Source organism: Streptomyces sp. NPDC008139 (assembly GCF_042957025.1).
GTDB lineage: Bacteria > Actinomycetota > Actinomycetes > Streptomycetales > Streptomycetaceae > Actinacidiphila.
This window is the reverse complement of the sequence record NZ_JBIBHM010000001.1, coordinates 575,325-597,349: the sequence shown is the minus strand read 5'-3', so window position 1 is coordinate 597,349 and position 22,025 is coordinate 575,325. Positions and strand designations below refer to the sequence as shown.

Genomic DNA, 22,025 nt, shown 5'->3' with positions numbered 1-22,025 from the left:
ACATGACGGACCTTCTGGCCAAGCCCGCCGCCGCCCCAACGGCCGCCGCCGACGCGCCCGCCGCCACCACCGTCGTCGTACGGCAGCCGGCCGACGTCCCGGACGCCGCGCAGCGGCGGCGCGCCCTGGGCGGCGTCGTCCGCGGCGCGGTGCTCAACATCCTCGGCGCCGCCGCCACCGGCCTGTGCACCGCCCTCCTCCTCTTCGGCCGACTGGCCCCGCTCTCCGGCCCGCTGGGCTTCGCGGCCGTCACCTACCTGGTCTTCCTCGCCGCGTACGCCCTGCTGTGCTCGCTGGAGCACGACGGCCCCGCGGTCCGCGACCGGCTCATGACCGTCGTCCTCTGGTCCGCCGCGGGACTGCTGTTCTCGGCCCTGGTCCTCGTCGTCGGCTTCACGCTGTGGCGGGGGCGCGAGGCGCTGCCGCACGGCAACTTCTTCACGCAGGACATGCAGCTCGCGGGCCCGCTCGACCCGATCACGGTCGGCGGCATCACCCACGCGATGCTCGGCAGCCTGATCATGATCGCCATCGCCCTGGCCGTCACCATCCCGCTGGGCATCGCCTGCGCGGTCTACCTCAACCAGACCCGCGGCCGGTTCGCGCGCTTCGTGCGGACCATCGTCGAGGCGATGACCGCCCTGCCCTCCATCGTGGCGGGGCTGTTCATCTACGCCACCTGGATCCTGATCCTGCACTTTCCCAAGTCCGGTCTCGCGGCCGGACTCGCGATCAGCGTGATGATGCTGCCGATCATCATCCGGGCCTCGGACGTCGTCCTGCGCCTGGTCCCCGGCAATCTCACCGAGGCCGCGGAAGCGCTCGGCGCCCCCCGCTGGCGCACCGTCTGGCACGTGGTGCTGCCCACCGCGCGCTCCGGGCTCGCCACCGCCGTCATCCTCGGCACCGCGCGCGGCATCGGCGAGACCTCGCCCGTCCTGCTCACCGCCGGATACGCCACCGCGGTCAACGCCGACCCCACCAACGGCCCGATGCTGTCGCTGCCGCTGGCCGTGTTCACCTTCGTCAAATCCCCGGAGCCGGCCATGGTGGCCCGCGGATTCGGCGCGGCGGCCGTGCTGATGCTGCTGGTCCTGGTGCTCTTCACCATCGCCCGGCTGATCGGCGGGCGCGGCCCCGGCCAGCTCTCCAAGCGCCAGGGCCGCCGCGCCGCCCGCGCCTCCCGCCGCGACGTCGAGCGCTTCGACGACCTGCGCGCCCCCCGCCCCTCGCTGTTCGCTCCCGCCGCAGACCCGGCCGGATCCCCGCTTCCCGGAGAGAACTCCTGATGCCCCGCCGCACCTCAGCCCCGGCCGCCCTGCTCATGGCCCTGCTCGCCCTGCTGGTCACCTCGGTGTTCGGCCCCGGCGTCCAGCGCGCCGCCGCGGCCGACAGCTACGTCCCGCTGTCCGGCGCCGGATCGACCTGGGCGTTCAACGCCGTCGACCAGTGGCGGCGCAACGTCAAGCAGTACGGGATGGAGATCCAGTACGCGCAGACCGGCTCCTCCGACGGCCGGCACCAGTTCCTCAACGGGACGGTGGACTTCGCGGTCTCCGACATCCCCTTTCAGACCAACCCCACCGACGGCTCCGCGCCCGAGCACCCGACCAACGGCAGTTACGCGTACATGCCGATCGTGGCCGGCGGCACGGTGTTCATGTACAACCTCAAGGTCAACGGGGCGCGGCTGACCAATCTGCGGCTGTCCGGCGAGAACGTCACCAAGATCTTCACCGGCGCCATCACCAACTGGTCCGACCCGGCCATCGCCGCCGACAACCCCGGCCTGCGACTGCCCGCCAAGAAGATCGTGCCGGTGGTCCGTTCCGACGGCTCGGGCTCCAGCGCCCAGTTCACGCTGTGGATGGCCAAGCAGCACACCGCGCTGTGGAACACCTACTGCGCCAAGGTGGGCCGCGCGGGCGCCTGCGGCTCGACGTCCTACTACCCGCCGGTGCCCGGCATGATCTCCCAGGCGGGCGACCTCGGCGTGGCGGGCTACGTCGCCCAGGACTACGGCGACGGCGCGATCGGTTACGTCAACTACTCCTACGCCAAGAACGCGCACTTCCCCGTCGCGAAGGTGCTCAACCACGCGGGCTACTACACCGAGCCGACGCCCGCCAACGTCGCGGTGTCGCTGGTCAAGGCGCGGATCAACACCGAGAAGAACTCGCCCGACTACCTCACCCAGGACCTCAGCGGCGTCTACACCGACACCGACAAGCGCAACTATCCGCTGTCCAGCTACTCGTACATGATCCTGCCGCTCAAGGTGCAGGGGCAGTTCACCCAGGCCAAGGGCACCACGCTGGCGGCCTTCTCGTACTACTTCATGTGCCAGGGCCAGCAGTACGCGCCCAAGCTCGGCTACTCGCCGCTGCCGATCAACCTGGTGCAGGCGGGCTTCGACCAGATCCGCCGCATCCCGGGCGCGCAGACCCAGACCATCAACGTCAAGGGTTGCCACAACCCGACCTTCAGCACCGACGGCACCAACACCCTCGCCAAGTCGGCGCCCTTCCCGCAGGACTGCGACAAGCAGGGCGCCGCGCCCTGCACCACCGGCAGCGGCGGCGCGTCCACCGGCGGCTCCGGCGGTTCGTCCGGCGGCTCCAACGGCGGCGGTACGAGCGGCGGTTCGGGTAACGGCACGGGCGGATCGGGCAACGGCGGTACGGGCAGCGGCGGTTCGGGCGGCGGCTCCGGCGGTACGGGGAATGGCGGCGCCGGCGGCTCGGGCAGTGGGGGCGGCGGCAACAGCTCGGGCGCCGTCGACCCGGACACCGGCCTGCCCGTCGACGCGTCCAACGGCGGCTCCCCGGACGGCGGTTCGTCCGGCGGCGGCTCGGGCGACGGCGGTGCGAACGGCGGCGGCAACGGCAATCAGGTCGTGCTCGCGCAGCCGGTCGCCGTCGGCGGCCACAACGGCTGGGGCGGCACCCAGACCCTGATGCTCCTCGCGGCGCTGCTCGTCGTCGGGCTGGTCCTGGCACCGGCCGCGACCTCCCGCGCCCTGAGCGGCCGCAAGGCCCCGGCCGACCGCACCGCCTCGACCGACCGCAAGGAGGACACGCCGTGACGACCCCGCGACAGTCCCTCGGCCGCCGGCTCGTCCGGCGCCTGCTCACCGGCGCCCTGCTCGGCGCCGTCCTCGGCGCGGCGGCGGCCCAGGCGGCCCCCGCCCTGCTGACCGACCTGCGGCCGGTCGCCGCGCAGTCGGCCGCATCGGTGCGGGCGGCCCAGCCGAGCCCTTCCGCCCAGTCGTCCGCCGTGACCGTCTCCGGCCGCGGCGAATTCGCCGACATGCGCTTCAGCGTCAGCCAGACCCGCGACCTCGCCAACCAGGCGATCAGCGTGTCCTGGACCGGCGGGGTGCCCACCACCTTCGCCGGCACCCAGTTCAACACCGACTTCGTCCAGATCATGCAGTGCTGGGGCGAGGACGACGGCGCCGTCCCCGGCAACCCGGGACCGCCGCGCACCCAGTGCCAGTTCGGCGCATCGCCCACCACCGGCCGGAACACCTGGCCCGGCAACCAGGCGGACGACACCCGGCAGGTCTCGTACAGCGCGGACCCCGGCAGCTACGGCGAGGACGACAAGTACGGCGCGGGCCGCCCCTTCGGCCGCGGCGAGGTGCCGTTCAAGTCCATCGACGGCACCGTCGTCACCAGTGACACCCAGAACAACCGCTTCTACAGCTACAACACCACCAACGAGATCGACTTCGGCCGCACCGGGGCCGACGGCACCGGGCAGGAGTACGTCGAGGCGCAGACCAAGGAGGAGGCCCCGCACCTGGGCTGCGGCGCCCCGGTCAAGCACCCCGACGGCAGCGTCACCGGCCGCTCCTGCTGGCTGGTGATCGTCCCGCAGGGCCACCTGGACCTGGACGGCAAGCCCTACCAGGACCGCACCCAGGTCAACGCGGGCTCCCCGGTGTCCTCCACGAACTGGCGCAACCGCATCGCGGTCCGGCTCGACTTCCAGCCGGTCGGCGCGACCTGCGCGATGGGCGCGCGGGAAGTCGACACCACCGGCAGCGAGCTGGTCTCCGACGCGATGGGAAGCTGGCAGGCCAAGCTCTGCGGCACCGGCACGGTCTTCGGCTACACCACCGTCGGCGACTCCGAGGCGCGCGGCCAGCTCACCGACTCCGGCGACAGCCTGGTCTTCACCACCCTGCCGGTCACCGGCGAGACCCGGCCCGCCGACACCATCACCTACGCGCCGGTCGCGCTGTCCGCCGCCGTGATCGGCTTCAGCATCGAGCGCCAGCCCCGCTCCGACGCGCCCGCCGACGTCAAGAAACGCGCGGGCACCCGGGTCGGCTCACTGGACCTCACCCCGCGGCTGGTCGCCAAACTGCTCACCGAGTCGTACCGCAACTCGCCCTGGGGCGCGGTCCGTACGACATACGACGACGGCGGACCCCGGCTGACCGCGGCCAAGGGCTACGACTGGGCGCTGCACAATCCGGGCGGACTGCTCACCGACCCCGAATTCCTCGCGTACAACAAGGAGTTCGCGGACCTCTCGGTCGCCTCCAACCCGAGCACCGACACCGACCTGATCACCGCCTTCGGCCACAGCGACCTGGCCAGGCAGGTGTGGACCTGGGTGCTGGCCGACCGGCAGGCCCGGCAGTTCCTCGCGGGAGTGCCGGACGACTGGGGGATGCGCGTCAACCCCTTCTTCAGCTCCAACGGCGACCTCAACCCCACCGGTTACGCCTTCTCCGCCGACCGCGACGACTTCCCCAAGAACGACAACTGGGAGACCGTCCCGCCCGGCAGCGGCGCCCCGGACAGCCAGAAGCAGAAGATGACGGACTTCCACCCGTACGTGGACGACCTCTACACCGGCGCGCTGCGCACCCGCCGCGGCGACCAGCTCTGGAAGTCCAACTGGGACCCGCTGGCCACCCCGCCGGTCTGGAAGACGCCGGGCCCGCAGGTCGCCGGGCAGCGCTTCATGCTCACCATCACCGACGCGGCCTCCGCCGCCCGCTTCGGCCTCCAGACCGCCCGGCTCCGCAACCCCGCGGGCGAGTTCACGGCACCGACCAGGGCCGCTCTGGTGGCCGCGGCCGACAAGGCGAAGGCCGCCGACGGCGTACGGCGGATCGACCCGACCGTGAACGCCAAGGGCGTCTACCCGCTGAGCATGCTGGTCTACGGCGCCGCCCGCCCGGCCGAACTGGCGCCCACCGCGCGCAAGCAGTACGCGGACCTGCTGCGGTACGCCTCCGGCGGCGGCCAGGTGCCCGGCACCGCCCCCGGCACGCTGCCGGTCGGCTACGCGCCGCTGCCGTCCGCGCTGCGGGCCGAGGCGGCCAAGGCGGCGACCGCCCTGGAGACCTGGAAGCCGGCCCCCGGCCCCGGCGGCTCCGGCGCCCCGCAGACGGAGCCGGGCGCCGCGGACGGCGGCACCGGCTCCGGCGGCGGCACGGGCGGTGACGGCGGCGGCAGCGGTACGGCCGGCGGCTCCGACGGCGGGAGCGGCGGCGCGGACGGCGGCACCGGCGGCCACACCGCCCCCGGCGGCAAGCCCGGCGCGTCGCCCAGCCCCACCGCCGCGACCGGTTCCCCGGCGACCGTGCCGGTCGCGGGCGGCATCACACCCTCCGACCCCGGTTCCGCGCTGCGCTTCGCGGTGCCGATCGGGGCCGGCCTCGGGCTGCTCGCCGCGCTGGGAGCGCCCTTCGCCGCCGGTACCCGGCTGCCGCTGCGGCTGAGCCTGCCCGGCGGACGCTCCCTCACCATCCCGCGGCCGACGGTCCCCGCCCGGCTGCGCGGCCCGCGTTCGCCACGTCGGCGACCGGGCGGCTGAACCGGCCCGCGTCCGCCACGTCGGCGACCGGGCGGCTGAACCGGCCCGCGGGCCGGGCCACCCACCAGACACGTCGTTCGCCCCGAGTCTCAGTCGGGGCGAACGACGGGCTCCACCCTGCCAGACCGGCCATCCGGCTCCGGCGGGTCCCCACCCGTCACGCAGTACGAGTCCCCGATCAGGAGACAGAGATATGCGCACCAAGCGCCCCATCGCCACGATCGCGGCGGTCATGACCGCCGCCATCGCGGCCGGTACCCTCACGGTCGCCGCGCCGGCCTTCGCCGACCCCGCGCCCGGCACCTTCGGCACGTACGTGGGCGTCGGTTCCGACACGACGCAGGACGTGCTGAACGCGCTGGCCAGCACGGCGCTGCCGGACGTCGCGTCGTACGACGCCACGGGCTCCGCCACCGTCAAGACCCGTGCGAACGGCGTGACCTTCACCCGTCCGAACGGCTCGGGCGCGGGACAGAAGGCGCTCAGCGCCTCGCTGATCGGGGACACCGACCCGGGCGGCACCGTGAACATCGCGGGCCAGGTGGACTTCGCGCGCTCCTCCGGCGCCCCCTCCACCGCGGGCACCACCCTCACGTACATCCCGTTCGGCCGGGACGCGGTCGGTTACGTCGCCAAGGGCGACTTCCTGAAGAACCTGACGCGCACCCAGCTCAACGAGATCTACTCCGGCACGGTCACCACCGTCGCGGGCCACCCCGTGCGGCCGTTCATCCCGCAGTCGAGCTCCGGCACGCGGAAGTTCTTCCTGAGCGCCATCGGCGTCGTCAACCTCGGCAGCAACGTCAAGGGCACCGACGACAACGGCAAGACGGTCGAGGAGAACCAGGCCAACGACGTCATCCTCAAGGACGGCGACCTCGTCCCCTTCTCCGCCGCGAGCTGGATCGCGCAGAACAACCACACCGCCCCCGACCGCAGCACCGCCGCCGCGCAGAACGGCGCCTTCATCGGCGCCCTCGACCTCGGCGCGGGCACCCCGGTCAGCCCCGTGGTCAAGGGCGCGGACGACAAGCTGTCCCCGTTCGGCGGCTACTACGACGACCCGACCTTCGGCCGCGACGTCTACAACGTGGTGCCCACCCGCGCCATCGACACCTCCAGCGCCTTCTTCGACAAGGGCCTGTACGACACCTTCGTGAGCGCCGGCGCGCACAAGGCGGCCATCGCGTCCGACGTGGCCGAGAAGACCATCGCCGCGTTCGGCTTCCAGAACGAGCCCTACAACGGCAGCATCGACACCTCCGTCCGCGGTCACGCCAAGGCGGGCGGCCTGGAGACCAACAGCTCCTCGCTGATCAAGCCCGCCGCGGTCGGCGCGCTGGCCGCCACCGCCCCGGCCCCGCGCCAGCTCACGCTGAGCTGGACCGCGCCGGCCGACCCGGCGCTGCCGGTCACCGACTACCGCGTGCGGATCACCGACAGCGCGGGCGACGTCGCCTTCAGCACCGACCTCAAGGCCCCGGCCACCTCGGTGACCGCGACTCTGGCCCCCGGCGCGTACACCGCCGAGGTCTACGCCTCCAACCTGGTCGGCGACGGCCCGAGCGTGACGGTGGCCGGCACGGTCAGCGAGGTCCCGAAGGGCGCCTCGAAGATCACCCCCGCGCTCTCCCCGGCGGCCGTCCCCTACGGCACCGCCGCCAAGCTCTCCGTCGCCGTCAGCGGCCCGTCCGCCGCCACCGGCAAGGTCACCGTCAAGGACGGCGCGGCCACCCTCGGCACGCTGACCCTGGACGCGGCGGGGAAGGCGTCGCTGACGCTCCCCAAGACCCTCGCGGTCGGCGCCCACACCCTGTCCCTGTCCTACGCCGGTGACAGCAAGCTCAACGCCTCCGCCGCCACCGCCAAGGTCACCGTGGCCAAGGCCGCCGCCCGCGTCGCCGTCGGCGTCTCCCCCGCGAAGCCGGCCTACGGCACCTCCGGACGGCTCTCCGTCGCCGTGACCGGCCCGGCCACCGCCACCGGCAAGGTCGTCGTCAAGGAGGGCAGGACCACGCTCGGCACGGTCGGCCTGGACAAGACCGGCCGCGCGTGGCTGACGCTGCCCAGGACGCTGAAGGTCGGCACGCACGCCCTGTCTCTGTCCTACGCGGGTGACAGCCGCCTCAACACCGCCGCCGCCACCTACAAGGTCACGGTCGTCAAGGCCGCGCCGCGCATCGCGACGAAGGCCCCGGCCAGCGTCAAGACCTCGGCCCGCGGCAAGGTGACCGTCGCCGTCGCCGCCAACGGCGTCACCCCCACCGGCTTCGTCCGGATCTACGACGGCAAGAAGGTCGTCGGCACCGCCACCCTGAAGAACGGCAAGGCCGTCGTCACGCTGGCCAAGCTCACCAAGAAGGGCAAGCACGTCCTGACGCTGCGGTACTCGGGTTCGGCCACCGTGAACACCGGCAGCAAGTCGTTCGCCGTCACCGCGAAGTGACCCCGGCTCCCGCCCCGGCGGACGGCACCCCTCCGCCGGGGCGGGAGACCCGCGCACGGGTGCCGCGCCAGCGGTTGCCCGCGGGGACCGGCTGAGGCGGCTGGCCGCCGCCCGCTTTCGGTATCGCCGGGTGCGCCCCGGCCATGTGAACTGCCGTGACCCCATGGACCTTTCGCCCCGCACACCGCCGTCGAGCCCCGCACAGTCCCATCCGCCCCGTACACCACCGTCCAGCCCCGTACACCCCCCATCCAGCCCTGGACATCCCGAGGAGGCAGGCCGCCGTGACGGTCACCGACCAGACTCCGCCGCAGGCGGCGCGTTCCGCCGAGGCACCGGCCGAGACGCCCGAGAAGGTGACGCGGGCCGAGGCGCCCGGCGGCGCGCCCGCCGAGGAGCCCGCCGCGGTCGCCGCCCCGGCCCCCCGGCCCCGGCGGCCCGCGGTCCGTCAGCTCGCCGCAGGCGCGCTGCTCGCGCTCGCCGTGCTGCTGCTCGGCCTGGCCGCCAACCTCGTCGTCCTCAGCGGGGTGCAGCACAGGTCCGCGCAGCAGGACCGGTTCGACGCGCTGCGCGCCAGCCTCGCCGAAGGCACCGTGCCGGTCGGCCAGACCGACGAGCGGGGCCGGCTGCTCGCGCCCGGCACACCGCTCGCGCTGTTGGAGATCCCCCGGCTGCGCCTGCGTGAGGTCGTGTCGGAGGGCACCTCGGCCGACGTGCTCACCGGCGGCGTCGGCCACCGCCGCGACACCCCGCTGCCCGGCCAGTCCGGCAGCAGCGTGCTGATGGGCAGGGCGGCGGCGTACGGCGGACCGTTCGGCACGCTCGACCGGCTGCGGCCGGGCGACACCTTCACCGTCACCACTGGACAGGGCCGCCACCGGTTCCGGGTGCTCGACGCCCGCCGTGCGGGCGACCCGGCCCCGGCGCAGCCCGCCGCGGGAGGCGGCCGGTTGGTGCTGGTCACCGCCGACGGCCCCGCGTATCTGCCCAGCGGTGTGCTGCGCGTGGACGCCGACCTGGTGTCGAAGACCGCCGACACACCCGACGCCGTCATCCGGCCCGGCTCCGTCCCGGCCGACGAGCAGCCGATGGGCACGTCCACCAGCGAGCTGTGGAAGCTGGTGATGTGGCTCCAGGCGCTGCTCGCGGCGTCCGTCGCGGCCGTGTGGGCCTGGCACCGCTGGGGCCGCCACCAGACGTGGATCGTCTTCCTGCCGCTGACCGCCGTCGTCGGCTTCCAGGTCGCCGACCAGGTCACCGGCCTGCTCCCCAACCTCCTCTGACCCGCCCACCGTCCGCCCCGTACTGCCCGAGGTGCCCGCCGTGACCGACATCGCCACCCCCGAAGAGACCACCGTCGCCCTGCCCGCGACCGTCCCGCCCGGGACCGCCGTGCCGCGCGGACCGGGCGCCGCCACCCTGGACGCGCTGGGCATCTCCGCCTGGTTCGGCACGCACAAGGTCCTCGACCGGGTCTCGCTGACCATGCCCGCCGGCCGCGTGACCGCCCTGATCGGCCCGTCCGGCTGCGGAAAGTCCACCTTCCTGCGGACCCTGAACCGGATGCACGAGATGATCCCCGGCGCCGCCATGGGCGGCGAGGTCCTGCTCGACGGCGACGACATCTACGCGGCGGGCCGCCCGCTCACCGAGGCCCGGCGGCACATCGGCATGGTGTTCCAGAAGCCGAACCCGTTCCCCGCCATGAGCATCTACGACAACGTGCTGGCCGGACTGCGGCTGACCGGCACCCGCGCCTCGCGGCAGACCAAGGACCTGCTGGTCGAGGAGTGCCTGTCGCGCGCGGGCCTGTGGAAGGAGGTCAGGGACCGGCTGCGGCAACCCGGCGGTGCCCTGTCCGGCGGCCAGCAGCAACGGCTGTGCATCGCCCGCTCGCTGGCGATCCGCCCCCGCGTGCTCCTGATGGACGAGCCCTGCTCCGCCCTCGACCCGACGTCCACGCGCCGCGTCGAGGAGACCATCAGGGAACTGGCCGACGAGGTCACCGTCGTCATCGTCACCCACAACATGCAGCAGGCCGCCCGCGTCTCCCAGAACACCGCCTTCTTCCTCGCCGAACAGGGCACCCCCGGCGGCATCGTCGAACACGGCCCCACCGAGGCGATGTTCGCCAACCCCCAGGACACCCGCACCGCCGACTACGTCAACGGCCGCTTCGGCTGACCGACCGCGCCGCCGGGCGACTCAGCCGTCGAGGACCACGATGTCCAGCTCCCTCAGCCTGCCGGGCTCGGCGACCAGGTCGATGGCGGTGATCCTGCCGTCCTCGACCGTGAAGGCGAAGGCCACGACCGTACGTTTCCCCGGCTGCCACACCGCTCCGACCGAACTGTCGACGAGCGCGATCCGCGCCGCCTCCGCCCCGCCGGAGAAGACGCCCGCGATCCCTCGGGCGCCGCGGGTGACCGGTGCGGCGCCGATCCGCACCGCCGTGTCGTCGGCGCGCATCGCGGCGTCCGGGGCCAGCAGCGCCACCAACCGCTCGAACTCGCCCTCGCGGGCGGCACTGAGGAAGGCCCCCACCACCTCGCGCTGCCGGCGCAGGTCGGGCAGCGGCGAGGCGTCGTGCACGCGGCGGCGGGCGCGGCTCGCCAGTTGACGGGTGGCGGCCTGACCGCGGCCGACGATCGAGGCGATGTCCTCGTACGGCACGGCGAACATGTCGTGCAGCACGAACGCCAGCCGCTCGTCCGGCGTGAGCGTGTCGAGCACCACCAGGAGCGCGAGACCGACCGAGTCGGCGAGCACGGCCGCCTGCTCGGGGTCGTACGCCTCGTCGTCGCCGGTGACCGCAGCGGCGTCGGCCTGCTCGCCCGCCAGTTCCTGGCGCCGGCTCCGGGCGCGCAGGATGTCGAGACAGATCCGGCCGACGACGGTGGTGAGCCAGCCGTCCAGGTTCTCCACGGCCGCAGCGTCGCTGCGGTCCAGCCTGATCCAGGCTTCCTGCACGGCGTCCTCGGCCTCGTCGAAGGAACCGAGCACGCGGTGCGCGGTGGCCAGCAGCCGCGCCCGTCGCTCCTCGAACGCGCGCGCCAGGGACTCGGGCGTCGGTGTTCCGCCCGTCCGTGTTCCGCCCGTCCGTGACGCGCCCGTCCGTGACGCGCCCAGGCGCGACGCGCTCGTCCGTGATTCGCTCTCGTGGGTGACCACGATGCCCCCTTTCGCGTGACCGGTTCCGGGCGGTCGCCGGTCACCGCCTTGTGCTGTCGGCCGTCATCACCATGGCCGCTTTCCTCACCATGACGAACGGGACCTTCCGCGTGTGACGGTCCGACCGCCGGTGACCATGGCGCGTCGAGACGCGACGTCCGTCACAGTCGCCCGGTGCCGATCGTCAGGGAAGTGACCCGCCCGTCCGGCGGAGTCACCCGTTGTCCGGGAAAGGAAAGACGATGGAAGCACGCATGGCGAATCCGGCGGCAATCCTCGATGCCACCACGCCGATTCAGGGGTTGTACAAAGCTGCCTATTCCGGCGGTGTCCCCAAGACCACGCTCGACCTGGTCCACTTGCGGGCGAGCCAGATCAACGGCTGCGCCCCGTGCGTGGACTCCGGTGCCCGCGGCGCCCGCAAGAGCGGCGAGAGCGAGGAGCGGCTGTTCGCCGTCGCCGCGTGGCGCGAGGCGCCGTATTTCAGCGACGCCGAGCGGGCCGCCCTGGCCCTGGCCGAGGCGGCGACCAGGCTGGCCGACCGCAGCGACCCGGTGCCCGACGAGATCTGGGACCGGGCGGCCGCCCACTACGACGAGAAGGGCCTCGCGGCCCTGACCCTGATGATCGCCCTGACCAATTTCTTCAACCGGCTGAACGTGACCAGCCGGCAGATCGCCGGCGCGTGGGGCTGACGGTCGGCGGCCGGCGGGCCACCGCGCTGACGGCTGGTGGTTTGCGGACTGGCGTACGCCCCACGGACCGGCGTAATCCGGCCAGCACGAGGAGAGGGGCGAGAACGGTGGGATCCGCGCGGACGACGGCGTAGGAACCCGTCGTCCGGGGGGTGGGGCGGCGCCCCTGGGGGCACTCGTTCGGCGACCACGCCGAGCCGCGACGACGCGGAACTTCCGGTGATACGTACGCGTTGACGTGTGGAGTGCCCCCGGCAGGACTCGAACCTGCGGCCAAGCGCTTAGAAGGCGCCTGCTCTATCCACTGAGCTACGGGGGCCGGACAGTGGCCGCGGCTGTCTCCGCCCCTGGGTGGTTCCGTGACCTTGTACCGAGGTCAAGGATAGGGCGCTACATGCCTGCCGCCGGTTGCTTCACCCGCGTGACACGTTGTGGAGGTTCGGTGAAGTGGTCCGATAATCGCAGGCATGTGCAGAACGTGCATCGCTTTTGACGCCTCGGATCGCTGCTGTTGTGCACTCGTTATGCCGATGGCTCATTCTGCCCCATCGACCCCATGGGCCGCCCCATTTCGCGTAGTGCGGGCCGAATGGGGTGGTTTACCCGAAATGCGCTTCAAAAATGCTCCAATATGGGGCATTCTGCCGGTGTGGCGATCTTGGACGTACGGCCCGAGCTGCTCGACGCGCTGTCCGCGCTGCGCGACCGCGTCGACGCCGCACGCTTCCCCTTCCCGCTGCGCGGAGCCGCCCGCGCCCGGCGTACACGACAGGAGTTGCTCGCCCAGCTCGACGACTACCTGGTGCCCCGGCTGAAGGCGCCCGAGGCCCCTCTGCTGGCCGTCGTGGGCGGTTCGACGGGCGCGGGCAAGTCGACCCTCGTCAACTCCCTTGTCGGCCGCCGCGTCAGCGAATCCGGCGTGCTCCGGCCGACCACCCGCACCCCGGTGCTGGTCTGCCACCCCGAGGACCGCGCCTGGTTCGCGGACCCGCGCGTCCTGCCGGGCCTCAACAGGGCCTGGGCGGTACGCCAACGGGTGGGTCCGGGCGGCGCGGCCGGGGACGGCAGGCCCGGCCGGGGCGACAGCGGTGACCGGAACGACGACCGGCGCGGCCGGGGCGACCGTACCGACCGCGGCGAATCCGGGCGCGCCGAACTGCGCCTGGAGACCGACGACAGCCTGCCCCGCGGCCTCGCGCTCCTCGACGCCCCCGACATCGACTCCCTCGTCACCCGCAACAGGGAACTGGCCGCCGAGCTGATCTGCGCCGCCGACATCTGGGTCCTGGTCACCACCGCCTCCCGCTACGCCGACGCCCTGCCCTGGCATCTGCTGCGCACCGCCAAGGAGTACGACGTCACGCTCGCCACCGTCCTCGACCGCGTCCCGCACCAGATCGCGGACGACGTCGGCAGGCACTACGCGGCGCTGCTCGGCAAGGCGGGCCTGGGCGACGTACCCCGCTTCACCGTCCCAGAACTGCCCGAATCCGCGGGCGGCGGCGGCCTGTTGCCGCAGACCGCGGTGGCCGCGCTGCGCGAATGGCTCGCGCACTGCGCCCAGGACCCGGCCGCCCGCCAGCACGCCGCCCAGCGCACCGCCGTCGGCGTACTGGACTCCCTGCGCGGCCGGTTGCCCGCCCTCGCCTCCGCCTCCGCCGCCCAGCACGCCGCCGCCGTACGCCTGGCGCGCGGCGCGGAGGACGCGTACGAACAGGCCGGGGAGCGGATCGACACCGCGATCGGCGCGGGCGTCCCGCTGGCCGGTGAGGCCCTCGCGCACTGGCAGGGCTACCCCGCGTGCGGCCCCGACGCCCTCCAGCACGCGCTCGCCGAGGAGTTCGCGGCCCTGCTGCGGACCGAGACCGACGCCGCCGACGAACGCGTCGTCGCCAACTGGCAGCGCGACCGCGCCGGATCCGCGCTGCTCGGCGAGCCCTCCGCGCGGCCCGACCGCGACCGCGTCGCCGTCGCCGCCCGGATCGACAAGGGCGTACGCCGCTGGCGCCGCGGCCTGACCGAACTGTCCTACGCGCAGGCGCGGGCCGCCCGCGACGCCGACCGGCCGCCCGTCGACCCCGAGGACGTGGCCGCGCTGCTGGCGACCGCGCTGCTCGGCGGCAAGCGCGGGAGCGCCGCGGGTGAGCGCCTCGCCGAGACCGTCGGCGTACAGGCCGCGCTGCGGCTGCGCGACACCGCGCGCGACCGGCTGGACGACGCCGTCGCCGGGCTGCTGCGCGCCGAGCGGGACCGGCGGCTGGCCCCGGTCGACGGCTACGACGTGACCGCGCGGCAGCAGTCGTCGCTGATCGCGGCGCTGTCCGTACTCCAGAGGGAAAGGTGACCACGGTGGCCACGACGACCGGCAGTTCGGCACGATCCGCGGCGGGCGGGTCCGTGGACGCGGCGGGAGACGGGCCGGGACGTGTCCCGGCCCCGTCGTCCTCCGCGCCGTCCGCTTCTCCGTCCTCCGCTTCTCCGTCCTCCGTTTCTTCGTCCTCCGTTTCTTCGTCGGTCGCTCAGGGGCGGGGGAGCGCTACGGACGCGCTGACCGTGCGGGTGGACGCGCTCGGCGAGTTGCTGGGGCTGTCCAGGACGCGGATCAGCCCGGACGCGCTGGCCGAGACCGGCGAGCTGCTGGAACGCCTGGGCGAGCGGCGGCGGTTGTCGCTCGACCACACGGTGGTGGCGCTGGCCGGGGCGACCGGCAGCGGGAAGTCCACGCTCTTCAACGCTCTTGCGGGGCTCGCGCTCTCCGAGACCGGTGTACGGCGGCCGACCACCGCGAAGCCGGTCGCCTGCGCGTGGCAGCCGGAGCGGGCGGCCGGGCTGCTCGACCGGCTGGGGATCGCGCCGCAGGACCGTTACGCCAGGCGCGGCGCGCTGGACGCGGCGGGGGAGTGGCCGGGGGACCTGTCGGGGACGGAGGGCGTCTTCGCCGCCGACGGCGCCACCGGGCGCGCGGAGAGCCTGGACGGGCTCGTCCTGATCGACCTGCCCGACCACGACTCGGCCGCGACCGGCCACCGCGAGCAGGTGGACCGGCTGCTGGGCCTGGTGGACGTCGTGGTCTGGGTGCTCGACCCCGAGAAGTACGCCGACGCGGCCCTGCACGAGCGCTATCTGCGCCCGCTGTCGGGGCACGCCGACGTGACTGTGCTGGTGCTCAACCAGATCGACCGGCTGCCCGGCGACTCGGTCGACCTGGTCCTCGACGACCTGCGGCGGCTGCTGGACGAGGACGGCCTCGCGGTCGGCGAGCACGGCGAGGACGGCGCTGTGGTGCTCTCCGCGTCCGCGCTGACCGGCGAGGGCGTCGCGGACCTGCGCGCCGTACTGGCCCAGCTCGTCACCGACCGCGCGGCGGCCGGAAGGCGGCTGGCGGCCGACATGGACCGCACGGCGAGCAGGCTGCACCCGCTCTACGTCGGCGAGGGCGGCGCCGGACTCACGGACTCGGCGCGCGAGGAATTCGTGGACCGGCTCGCGGACGCGGTGGGCGCGGCCGGGGCAGGACAGTCGGCGGAACGGGACTGGGCGGGCGCGGCGGAGGAGGCCTGCGGTACGCCGTGGGGTCGGCTGATCGGTGAACGGGCCGCGGCCGGCGCCGGTTCCCGTGGTGAGCGCCCGGCGCAGGGTTCACCCGTACGAGCGACCCGTACGGGCGGCGGTGGGCTGTCCGCGTCCCGGCCGGTGGTCGACGAGGCGGTGCGCGGTGTGGCGGCCGACGCGTCCCGCGGGCTGCCCGCGCCCTGGGCGCAGGCGGTACGGGACGCTGCCCGGCGCGGCCGTGACGGGCTGCCGGAGGCGCTGGACGGCGCGGCGGCGCGGGCGCGGCCGGGGGCGCCGGAGCGGCCCGGCTGGTGGTCGGCGGCCGGTGGCGCGCAGTGGCTGCTGATGGCGCTGGCCGTGGCCGGCGCGGTCTGCCTGATCTCGGTCGCGGTGGGCTCGCTCGATCTGACGTGGTGGCTGCCGGTCGTGATGATCGCGGTCGGCGGGCTCGGCGGCCCGGCCCTTGCCGGTGCCTGCCGGTTCGCGGCCCGCGGGCCCGCCCGGCGGTACGGCCAGGCCGCGGAGCGGCGGCTGCGGGACGCGGCGGCGGACTGCGGCAGGGCCCGGGTGCTCGAACCGGTGGCGGCCGAATTGATGCGGTACCGCGAGGTGCGCGAGCAGTACGCGGTGGTCGCCGGGGCGCATTCCACGCACGTGGCGCATTCCGTCCGCACTTCTCTGGGAGATCACTCGTCCGAGTGACGAAGTTATCCACAACCGGCCGGTAATCCACAGATTCCAGCCGGTTTCTCCATGACTGGTCGAATTCCTGCACGATGTCCTTACGGCGTCCCGCAGGGGGCGCGATCGGCAGGGAGGGCAGAGAAATGAACGAGACGCTTGTGACCGTGGTGGGAAATGTGGCCACCGAGCCGGAGACCCGGCAGACCGCGACCGGTGTGGCCGTCACCCGCTTCCGGCTGGCGACCACCGCGCGCCGGTGGGACGCCGAGCGCGGCGCGTGGACGGACGGTGCCACGAGTTTCTACACGGTGTGCGCGTGGCGGACGCTGGCCTGGCATGTGAAGGAATCGGTCGGACTCGGTGAACCCTTGCTCGTCCAGGGGCGGTTGAGGGTCCGCGAGGAGGACCGTGAGGGTCGGCGCTATCTGACCGCGGAGATCGAGGCGGTGGCGGTCGGGCACGACCTGGCGCGGGGTGTCTCGCGGTTCAGCCGGGTCGCGGCGAGCATGACCGGGGCGGGGGCCGCGTCCGTGTCCGGAGCGGCGGGTTCCGTGGTTGGGAACGCGGCCGGGAACGCGGCCGAGACGCCGCCGGTGGCCGCCCGGCCGGATCCGGCGCCGCCCGTTCCCGCGGCGGCGCCCTGAGTATCCGGAGTATCCGCTTTCGGCGGCATTTCCCAGGATGAATTCTGTCGATGACTTATCGACAAACACGGAATCATGCAATTGTGCCGATAACGATTGGGATTCGAAAAGGCGCTGCGGGGACTCTCTTGGTGAGCGTGTGACGCCTGGTTCCTAGGATCTCCTCGTTCAGCACGCACGGGGGCCGGAACTGCGCAGGCAAGGCGATCCTCTGAACGACCAACGCGCCTTGCCCGGAGGGGAAATCCATGTTCAAGACCTACAGGCGGGGCGCCGCCCGCCTCGCGGCGGCCGGCATTGCCACGGGCCTGCTCGCGGCGGGCGTGATGGCGGGCGCTGGCGCGGCCGTCGCCGCCCCGAACGACGGCACGACGCCGTCGGCCACGGGTGCCACCGCCGTGCTCGGTGGCATCGAGAAGGACAAGGCCGACAAGGCCGTCGTCAACCCCGGTGCCAAGGACGAGTACGACGTCACCGCCGGGCTCTTCTCGATGGCCGTGACCGGTGGCGGCACCATCGAGACCTACTGCATCGACTTCAATCACCACACCGTCGACAAGGCGACCTACAACGAGGTCACCTGGGACAACTCGACGCTGAAGGACAACAAGGACGCGGGCAAGATCGCCTGGATCCTCAACAACTCCTACCCCAAGGTCGACGTGGCGGGCGTCACGGACACCCTCAAGGCCGCCGGGGTCACCCTCGACCACCCGCTCACGCCGGGCCTGGCCGCGGCCGGTACGCAGGTGGCGATCTGGCACCTGTCCGACCCGGGGGTGAACGTGCAGGCCAAGGACAGCGACGCCAAGGCGCTCGCGGAGTACCTGGACAGCCACGCGCAGACCCTTGAGGAGCCCAAGCCCTCGGTGACGCTCGACCCGCCCGCCGTCTCCGGCAAGTCCGGCGACCGGCTCGGTCCGGTGACCGTGCACACCACCGCCGACGCGGTCGACGTCAAGCTCGGCGCCGACGCCCCGGCGGGCGTCAAGATCGTCGACAAGGACGGCAAGGCGATCAGCGGTCCGGTCAAGAACGGCACGGCGCTCTACTTCGACGTTCCCGCGGGCACCGCGGACGGCACCGCCCCGGTGACCGTCGCGGCCACCACCGAGATATCCGTCGGCCGTGCCTTCTCCGCCACGGACACCTCCAGCCAGTCGCAGATCCTCGCCGGTTCGCAGAGCACCACCGTCACCGCGGCGGCGACCCTGTCCTGGGCCAAGAAGGGCCCGATCCCGGCGCTGTCCGCGCAGGTCGTCTGCGCCAAGAACGGGGTCGACGTCACCGCCGCCAACCAGGGCGACGAGGACTTCACCTTCGAGCTCGAAGGCAAGAGCTACACGGTCGCGCCCGGCAAGTCCCAGACCGTCACGGTCCCCGTCCAGGAGGACCAGAAGTACAAGATCGACATCACCCTGCCCAACGACCAGGTGAAGACCTTCGAGGGCGTCCTGGACTGCAAGACCGCCACCACCCCCGGCCCCACCCCGACGGCCACCCCCACCAACGCCCCCAGCCCCGCCACCTCCGGCAGCACCACGGGCGGCACCGATCTCGCCGAGACCGGTAGCAGCAGCGCCACCCCGATGATCGCGGGCATCGCCATCGCCCTCGTCGTCCTCGGCGGCGCCGCCGCCTTCTTCTTCCGCCGCAAGAAGAACACCCCCACCGCCTGACCCGGGGCACCCCACCGCGAACGGGTCCTGCCGCACCGGAGGGTGCGGCAGGACCCGTTCGCACACCCGCCCCCGTCCGGCCCGCGCCGCCTACCGCGGCGCTCGCGCGAATATCGGCTTCCGCCGGCGCTCAGCAGGCACGCGAGATCATCGCCCGCGGCTGAGAGCGCCGCCCCGGCTTCTCTCGAAGCTGTTCGAAGGCGACCGAACGGTGGCACGATGCGGCGCACCAGGTGTCACGAGGGGGCGAGGGGGGCCGATGCCGTGTTCGCGGGAGGTCGTTTGCCAGGGCAGAGGCTCTGCCCTGGCGGCCAACCGCAGCACGGGCGGATCAGCGCCCCGCCCCGTAAATGTCCGGACGCCTCCCGGGCCGTCTGCGGGCCGGGTGGGGATGACGGGCGCCGGGCGGGGGTGGGGGAGGGACCCGTTCGCACGGATGGGTGGACGTACGGCAAGATGGGGTGTATCTGCCCTCACGCGGCGGTGCCGCACTGTGGCCCTACTCGATTGCCGGACGGTTTCTCTTGGCTGAGTTCATTTACACCATGCGCAAGGCCCGCAAGGCCCACGGCGACAAGGTGATCCTCGACGACGTGACGCTGAGCTTCCTGCCGGGAGCGAAGATCGGCGTCGTCGGGCCGAACGGCGCCGGTAAGTCGACCGTCCTGAAGATCATGGCGGGCCTGGAGCAGCCGTCGAACGGCGACGCGTTCCTGTCGCCCGGCTTCTCGGTGGGGATGCTGCTCCAGGAGCCGCAGCTCGACGAGTCCAAGACCGTGCTGGAGAACGTGCAGGACGGCGCCGCCGACACCATGGCGAAGCTCACGCGGTTCAACGAGATCGCCGAGCTGATGGCGACCGACTACTCCGACGCGCTGCTGGACGAGATGGGCAAGCTCCAGGAGCAACTCGACCACGCCAACGGCTGGGACCTGGACGCGCAGCTCGAACAGGCCATGGACGCGCTGGGCTGCCCGCCCGGCGACTGGCAGGTCACCACGCTCTCCGGCGGCGAGAAGCGTCGCGTCGCGCTCTGCAAGCTGCTGCTCGAAGCGCCCGACCTGCTGCTGCTCGACGAGCCCACCAACCACCTGGACGCCGAGTCGGTGAACTGGCTGGAGCAGCACCTGGCGCAGTACGCCGGCACCGTCGTCGCCGTCACCCACGACCGGTACTTCCTGGACAACGTGGCCCAGTGGATCCTGGAGCTGGACCGCGGCCGGGCGCACCCCTACGAGGGCAACTACTCCACGTACCTGGAGAAGAAGTCGGCCCGCCTGAAGGTCGAGGGGCAGAAGGACGCCAAGCGCGCCAAGCGCCTCAAGGAAGAGCTGGAGTGGGTCCGCTCCAACGCCAAGGGCCGTCAGGTGAAGTCCAAGGCCCGCCTGGCCCGTTACGAGGAAATGGCCGCCGAGGCCGACAAGGTGCGGAAGCTGGACTTCGAGGAGATCCAGATCCCGCCGGGCCCGCGTCTGGGCTCGATCGTGGTCGAGGTCAACAACCTCTCCAAGGCGTTCGGCGACAAGGTGCTGATCGACGACCTGTCGTTCACGCTCCCGCGCAACGGCATCGTCGGCGTCATCGGCCCGAACGGCGCGGGCAAGACCACGCTGTTCAAGATGATCCAGGGCCTGGAGACCCCGGACTCCGGCTCCATCAAGGTCGGCGAGACGGTCAAGATCTCCTACGTCGACCAGAGCCGCGCCAACATCGACCCGAAGAAGACGCTGTGGGCCGTCGTTTCCGACGAGCTGGACTACATCAACGTCGGCCAGGTCGAAATGCCGTCCCGCGCCTACGTCTCGGCCTTCGGCTTCAAGGGCCCGGACCAGCAGAAGCCCGCAGGTGTGCTCTCCGGCGGTGAGCGCAACCGCCTCAACCTGGCGCTCACCCTCAAGGAGGGCGGCAATCTGCTGCTCCTCGACGAGCCCACCAACGACCTCGACGTCGAGACCCTGTCGTCGCTGGAGAACGCCCTGCTGGAGTTCCCCGGCGCGGCCGTCGTGATCTCCCACGACCGGTGGTTCCTCGACCGGGTGGCGACGCACATCCTCGCGTACGAGGGCGAGAGCCGCTGGTACTGGTTCGAGGGCAACTTCGAGTCGTACGAGAAGAACAAGGTGGAGCGCCTCGGCGCCGACGCGGCCCGGCCGCACCGCGCCACGTACAAGAAGCTGACCCGCGGCTGAGGGCACGGTATCTGTGATGGCACGGCACATCTTCCTCTGCCCGCTGCGCTGGGCGGACATGGACGCCTTCGGGCACGTCAACAACGTGGTCTTCCTGCGGTATCTGGAAGAGGCGCGGATCGACTTCATGTTCCGGCTGGCGCCGGGCGAGGGAAGCGTGTCGTTCACCGGCGGGTCCGTCGTGGCCCGCCACGAGATCGACTACCTGCGTCCGCTGGTGCACCGGCACGAGCCGGTCACCGTCGAGACGTGGGTCTCGGACATCAGCGCGGCGTCGCTGACCGTCCACTACGAGGTCAAGGACGGCGAGACGGTGTACGTACGGGCCTCCACGGTCGTCGTCCCGTACAACCTCGCCGCCGGACGGCCGCGGCGGATCACCGCGGAGGAGAAGCTGTTCCTCCAGCGGTATCTGGACGGGGCCGTCACCGTATGACCGCTCCCGCGCGGTTGACGCTGACGCTGGCACGAGTGGGGGAGGCGGCCGATCTGGCCGCCTTCCTCGGCCGACTGATCCGCTGGGACAAGGCGGCGGTCGTACGGCTCAGGTCCGCCGAAGGGGAGGCCGCCCTCGGGGTCTTCGGGCACCCGCCCTTCGGGGGCGTCCTCGCGGTCCGCACCGCGGCGCTGGCCGAGGGCGGGGTCGGGGCGGCGGTCGACGCGACCGTGTCGGCCGGGCAGCTCCTCGACGCCGTGCCTCCGCCGGAGGGGGGCGAGTTGGTGCTGCCCGGGTCCGTCACCGGGCCCTCCTGGGCCGGGCTGTTGCCGCCGCGCGGCGGCTGGCTGCGGGTCACCGAGGTCGACGGGGACGCCGTGCGGGCGGCTGCCGCCCGTGTGATCGGGGAATTCCGTACGCGTACGGAGGAGTTGGACGAGGCCGGGCGTACGCGGGCCGGACTCGACGCGCTCGCCGAGGAGTTGTGGGCTCGGCCGCTTCCCGGTACCGGCTTGCCCTTGCGGGCGGTGCACGCCGCCCATGCCCTCGGGTTTCTGCGGGGGGTCGAGGACGCCGTGCTTCTGTCCGCCGGGCCCTGGCTGCGGTTGCGCACCGCGCTCGGTTCCGTGGCCGTACGCGCTGCCGCGCCGGCCTCCGGCCTGACCGTCACCCCGGCCTAGCGGCCGGCCCC

At 72.8% G+C, this 22,025-nt stretch carries 15 protein-coding genes and 1 tRNA gene; 14 read left to right on the top strand and 2 right to left on the bottom strand.

Annotated elements, in window-relative coordinates; all coding sequences use genetic code 11:
• The first annotated feature begins 2 nt into the window (after nucleotides 1-2).
• The 6 genes from pstA to ACFZBB_RS02485 all read left to right on the top strand — a co-directional run bounded on the left by pstA (nucleotide 3) and on the right by ACFZBB_RS02485 (nucleotide 10,468).
• The gene (gene pstA, locus ACFZBB_RS02510) at nucleotides 3-1,289 is read left to right on the top strand and encodes a phosphate ABC transporter permease PstA (protein WP_391116988.1); all 1,287 of its coding nucleotides are present in this window, start codon (nucleotides 3-5) and stop codon (nucleotides 1,287-1,289) included.
• Nucleotides 1,289-3,085, top strand: a complete 1,797-nt coding sequence (locus ACFZBB_RS02505) for a substrate-binding domain-containing protein (RefSeq protein ID WP_391116986.1) — start codon at nucleotides 1,289-1,291, stop codon at nucleotides 3,083-3,085. The genes pstA and ACFZBB_RS02505 overlap by 1 nt, the downstream gene beginning before the upstream one ends.
• Nucleotides 3,082-5,838 carry a hypothetical protein gene (locus ACFZBB_RS02500; protein WP_391116984.1) on the top strand — a complete coding sequence of 919 codons (2,757 nt, stop codon included), beginning with the start codon at nucleotides 3,082-3,084 and terminating at the stop codon, nucleotides 5,836-5,838. The genes ACFZBB_RS02505 and ACFZBB_RS02500 overlap by 4 nt, the downstream gene beginning before the upstream one ends.
• A 193-nt stretch (nucleotides 5,839-6,031) precedes the next feature.
• Nucleotides 6,032-8,284 carry an Ig-like domain repeat protein gene (locus tag ACFZBB_RS02495; protein ID WP_391116982.1) on the top strand — a complete coding sequence of 751 codons (2,253 nt, stop codon included), beginning with the start codon at nucleotides 6,032-6,034 and terminating at the stop codon, nucleotides 8,282-8,284.
• A 284-nt stretch (nucleotides 8,285-8,568) separates the two neighbouring features.
• Nucleotides 8,569-9,567: a sortase domain-bontaining protein gene (locus tag ACFZBB_RS02490; protein WP_391116980.1), complete on the top strand. Its 999-nt coding sequence runs from the start codon at nucleotides 8,569-8,571 to the stop codon at nucleotides 9,565-9,567.
• A 109-nt stretch (nucleotides 9,568-9,676) separates the two neighbouring features.
• Complete coding sequence (locus ACFZBB_RS02485; RefSeq protein ID WP_391117504.1) at nucleotides 9,677-10,468, top strand: ATP-binding cassette domain-containing protein; 792 nt, start codon at nucleotides 9,677-9,679, stop codon at nucleotides 10,466-10,468.
• Nucleotides 10,469-10,489: 21 nt separating this feature from the next.
• Here ACFZBB_RS02485 and ACFZBB_RS02480 read toward each other — a convergent pair whose 3' ends face one another.
• Complete coding sequence (locus ACFZBB_RS02480; protein WP_391117501.1) at nucleotides 10,490-11,341, bottom strand: sigma-70 family RNA polymerase sigma factor; 852 nt, start codon at nucleotides 11,339-11,341, stop codon at nucleotides 10,490-10,492.
• 356 nt (nucleotides 11,342-11,697) lie between these two features.
• Here ACFZBB_RS02480 and ACFZBB_RS02475 point away from each other — a divergent pair, with 356 nt between their 5' ends.
• On the top strand, nucleotides 11,698-12,150 hold the full coding sequence (locus ACFZBB_RS02475; protein WP_391116978.1) for a carboxymuconolactone decarboxylase family protein: 453 nt from the start codon (nucleotides 11,698-11,700) through the stop codon (nucleotides 12,148-12,150).
• A 246-nt stretch (nucleotides 12,151-12,396) separates the two neighbouring features.
• Here ACFZBB_RS02475 and ACFZBB_RS02470 read toward each other — a convergent pair.
• Nucleotides 12,397-12,469, bottom strand: a tRNA-Arg gene (locus tag ACFZBB_RS02470).
• Between the two features lie 339 nt (nucleotides 12,470-12,808).
• Here ACFZBB_RS02470 and ACFZBB_RS02465 point away from each other — a divergent pair.
• From ACFZBB_RS02465 to ACFZBB_RS02435, 7 genes are all read left to right on the top strand, one after another.
• The gene (locus ACFZBB_RS02465) at nucleotides 12,809-14,494 is read left to right on the top strand and encodes a dynamin family protein (protein ID WP_391117499.1); all 1,686 of its coding nucleotides are present in this window, start codon (nucleotides 12,809-12,811) and stop codon (nucleotides 14,492-14,494) included.
• A gap of 209 nt (nucleotides 14,495-14,703) precedes the next feature.
• Nucleotides 14,704-16,404, top strand: coding sequence for a GTPase (locus ACFZBB_RS02460; RefSeq protein ID WP_391116976.1), 1,701 nt, complete (start codon nucleotides 14,704-14,706; stop codon nucleotides 16,402-16,404).
• A gap of 125 nt (nucleotides 16,405-16,529) precedes the next feature.
• Nucleotides 16,530-17,030, top strand: a complete 501-nt coding sequence (gene ssb, locus ACFZBB_RS02455) for a single-stranded DNA-binding protein (RefSeq protein ID WP_391116974.1) — start codon at nucleotides 16,530-16,532, stop codon at nucleotides 17,028-17,030.
• A gap of 248 nt (nucleotides 17,031-17,278) precedes the next feature.
• Nucleotides 17,279-18,709: an LAETG motif-containing sortase-dependent surface protein gene (locus tag ACFZBB_RS02450; protein WP_391116971.1), complete on the top strand. Its 1,431-nt coding sequence runs from the start codon at nucleotides 17,279-17,281 to the stop codon at nucleotides 18,707-18,709.
• Nucleotides 18,710-19,233: 524 nt separating this feature from the next.
• On the top strand, nucleotides 19,234-20,898 hold the full coding sequence (gene ettA, locus ACFZBB_RS02445) for an energy-dependent translational throttle protein EttA (RefSeq protein ID WP_391116969.1): 1,665 nt from the start codon (nucleotides 19,234-19,236) through the stop codon (nucleotides 20,896-20,898).
• Between the two features lie 16 nt (nucleotides 20,899-20,914).
• Nucleotides 20,915-21,334, top strand: coding sequence for a thioesterase family protein (locus tag ACFZBB_RS02440; RefSeq protein ID WP_355337139.1), 420 nt, complete (start codon nucleotides 20,915-20,917; stop codon nucleotides 21,332-21,334).
• On the top strand, nucleotides 21,331-22,014 hold the full coding sequence (locus tag ACFZBB_RS02435; protein ID WP_391116967.1) for a hypothetical protein: 684 nt from the start codon (nucleotides 21,331-21,333) through the stop codon (nucleotides 22,012-22,014). Before ACFZBB_RS02440 ends, ACFZBB_RS02435 begins: the two co-directional genes overlap by 4 nt.
• Nucleotides 22,015-22,025: the final 11 nt, after the last annotated feature.